At 69.0% G+C, this 2803-nt stretch carries 5 protein-coding genes; 4 read left to right on the top strand and 1 reads right to left on the bottom strand.

Going from position 1 to position 2803, the window contains the following annotated elements; genetic code table 11:
• Nucleotides 1–255 (top strand): hypothetical protein (locus NTX40_11690; protein MCX5649731.1); only part of this gene is annotated, 255 nt, incomplete at its 5' end.
• Here NTX40_11690 and ruvX read toward each other — a convergent pair.
• The gene (ruvX, locus tag NTX40_11685) at nucleotides 225–644 is read right to left on the bottom strand and encodes a Holliday junction resolvase RuvX (protein ID MCX5649730.1); all 420 of its coding nucleotides are present in this window, start codon (nucleotides 642–644) and stop codon (nucleotides 225–227) included. The genes NTX40_11690 and ruvX overlap by 31 nt on opposite strands.
• Nucleotides 645–730: 86 nt before the next feature.
• On the opposite strand from ruvX, the gene NTX40_11680 reads away from it, so the two are divergent.
• Genes NTX40_11680 through NTX40_11670 form a run of 3 tightly spaced genes read left to right on the top strand, consistent with a single transcriptional unit; the run spans nucleotide 731 to nucleotide 2622 of the window.
• The gene (locus NTX40_11680) at nucleotides 731–1258 is read left to right on the top strand and encodes a sigma-70 family RNA polymerase sigma factor (GenBank protein MCX5649729.1); all 528 of its coding nucleotides are present in this window, start codon (nucleotides 731–733) and stop codon (nucleotides 1256–1258) included.
• Between the two features lie 2 nt (nucleotides 1259–1260).
• Nucleotides 1261–1818 (top strand): zf-HC2 domain-containing protein, encoded by a 558-nt coding sequence (locus tag NTX40_11675; protein ID MCX5649728.1) that lies wholly within the window; start codon nucleotides 1261–1263, stop codon nucleotides 1816–1818.
• A gap of 18 nt (nucleotides 1819–1836) precedes the next feature.
• On the top strand, nucleotides 1837–2622 hold the full coding sequence (locus tag NTX40_11670; GenBank protein MCX5649727.1) for a hypothetical protein: 786 nt from the start codon (nucleotides 1837–1839) through the stop codon (nucleotides 2620–2622).
• Nucleotides 2623–2803 lie beyond the last annotated feature (181 nt).

The raw sequence follows: 2803 nt of genomic DNA, 5'->3' as shown, positions 1-2803 counted from the left end.
CTCGTCCACCAGAAAAACGTCGCCACACTCGAAGTCCGCCTCCACCCGGAGGTCGGCGACTACCTGAACAACGTCAAACGCGACGGCCTCCTCGAACTCCAGAGCCGCCTGGGAAAACGCATCACCATCGTCTCCGACCCGGCCTCCCAGATCGACCACGCGACCTATCGCTGCCTGGACGATCGCGGAATGGAAGTCCACCCGGAGATCGCCCCGAGCCAGACTCAGGCCAAGGGCGCCCCGGCATCGAGGTAGGCCTGGAGGATGAGCGTGGCCGCCACCATGTCGCGCTTCCCGCGTCGGCGCCCGGCCGACAGGCCGGCCTCCTGCATCGCCCGGTCCGCCCGGCGCGTCGAGAACCGCTCGTCCCACACCGCCACCGGCACGCCGACCGAGGCGCGGAGCGCCTCGACCGTCGCCTCCGCACGCCGCGCCTCTTTCCCCAGAGTCCCGTCCAGGCGCACCGGCAGGCCGACCACGACGCGCTCGACGCCGTGCTCGGACACCAGGCGAGCGACCTGGGCCACGAGGTCCCGGCGTCCCGTCGGCTCCAGTTGCGCGAGGGGATGGGCGACTTTGCCTTCGGGGTCGCTCACGGCCGCCCCCACGCGCCGCTCGCCGAGGTCCAGACCAAGGATTCGCATGGCAGAGGCCCTTATAGCCCCGCGGGCGGGACCTGTCAATCTTCGGCAATAACCGGCCTTCGGCCGCGTTTAGACAGGTGGAAGGAATGGCCCTCCGGGACAAGGACTCGGACGCAGAGGAGCAGCGGCTGGTGGCGTACGCGCCGCGGATTTACGGCCTGCTGGTGCGCATGGTCGGCAACCGCGACACCGCCGAGGACCTGACGCAGGAGACCCTCCTGCGGGCCTTTCGGGCCTTCGAGACGTATCGCCCGGAGGGGAAGTTCCGGGCGTGGCTCTTTCGCATTGCGACGAACGCCGCACGCGACTGGCTCCGGCGCCGGCCTCTTGAACCGGCCCTCGGCCTCGACGCGGATTGGCCCGAACGAGCGTCCGCGTCGCCTCGACGCCAGAGCCGGCCGGAGGACCGACTCCTCGGCGGCGAACGCGCCTCGAAGGTCGAGGCCGCCCTTCGGCGGCTCCCGGCCCCCGACCGCGAAGTCCTCCTGCTGAGGTACTACGGCGGGTTGGCGTTCAACGACATTGCCAAGGTCACCGGCGAGCCGCTCGGAACCGTCCTCGCAAGGGCACACCGGGCCTTGAAAAAAATGGCCGAACTCGTACCTGAGGAATAGACATGACACGCTGTCCAAAACAAGAAATGTGGGTCCGGTACGCGGCGGAGGAACTCGCCGACCGCCCGCGCCGCGCCCTCGCGGCGCACCTGGAGTCGTGCGACGCCTGCCGCCGAGAGGTTCGCGCTCTCGCGCGCGGCCTGGAGGCGATGGAACGCCTCGAGCGCGAACCGGCCCTCAGGCCGGAAATGCTCGAAACGCTGCAACGCCGGCTGCGCGTGGCGGCGGCGAACCGACCCCAGAGGCCGCGCGTCATCTCCCTCGTCGCGCGGTACGGCTGGGTGGCGGCCGCGGCCGCGGTGCTTGTGGCGGCCCTGGTGCTGAACCTCCCCAAGCCGACCGCGCCGGCCGTCCTGCCCGGCAACCACCAGGCGGAGGCCATCCAGGAAATCGCCGCTGCCATCGAACTATTGCAATTGGCCGAAAACGGCACGACTCCCCCCCAGCCGCAGAACCTGTTCCCCGGCGGCCGCACGAATGAACTCAACCTCCTGTTGGAACTCGACGACGCCGGCTTGCTTCTGGACTACCTCATGAGCCAGGACGGACTTCAAGGTTAAGCCCGGTAGGAGACCATCATGCACTGGCTGAGCCTGGGGTTGATCGCGATGCTCCTGATGGCGCCGGCCGCTCGCGGCGCGCCGGCCGAGGATCCGGCGCCCGGCGCGGGGGCAAGCGGCGGCGAGTCGGCGACGACGCCGCCCAAGCACGACGAAGGCACACCGAAACCAAAACCGTTCACGGAGCGCCCGCGCGAGCACGCCCACCGCGAAGGCTCCCGCGACATGCCGATGGGACCCGGAATCTTCCGCGACGTCACCGACCAGGACATCAACGACGTCCTGGGGTTCACCCAGCAGCACCTGCCGATGCTCCACGAAGCGCTCCAGCAGATGCGGGAATCGGAGCCCGCCCGCTTTCGCGGGATGTGCCGCAGGCTCCGCTTTGAAATCACCCAACTCAAGGCCCTCAAGAAGACCGATGAAGCCGCCTTCCAAAAGGCGCTCGAGGAGAAGCGGCTCCAGTTCCTCGCGCGGAACCTGGCCGACCGCCTCCGCGCCGCCCAGGATCCGGCCGAACGCGACCGCCTCCGAACCCAACTCCGCGAGACGGTCGGCAAACTGTTCGACGCCGAACTGGCGACCCGCGAGGCCCACATCGGCCTCCTCGGAAAGAAACTCGACGACCTCCGCGCGGAACTTCGCCAGCGCGCCGACCAGCGCGAAGCAATCGTCCGGAATAGCCTCGAAGAGATGCTTGAGCCCAAACCGCAGGACGCCGAGCGCCCGGGCAAGGACCAGCGCCCCGAAGGCCCGCCCAAGGAACCCCCCGCGCCCCAAAGCGCCCCGAAATCGGGCGACTAATCCTACAACGCAACTTATGCCTTTGCGCGGTGGGTCTCCGTACCCGCCGCGCAAAGTTGCGTAGTAGTACTAAGCAGTCCGCCCTGCCTCAGGAAGTCCCATGCCGGGCGGCGGAAATCTCCCTCGCGAGCGTCGCAACCGCCCGGTTGGCCGGCGACGCCAGGCCGTGCGACTCCGCCAC

The organism is Planctomycetota bacterium (assembly GCA_026387035.1).
Taxonomy (GTDB): domain Bacteria; phylum Planctomycetota; class Phycisphaerae; order FEN-1346; family FEN-1346; genus JAPLMM01.
This window is presented reverse-complemented; position numbering and strand designations above follow the sequence as displayed.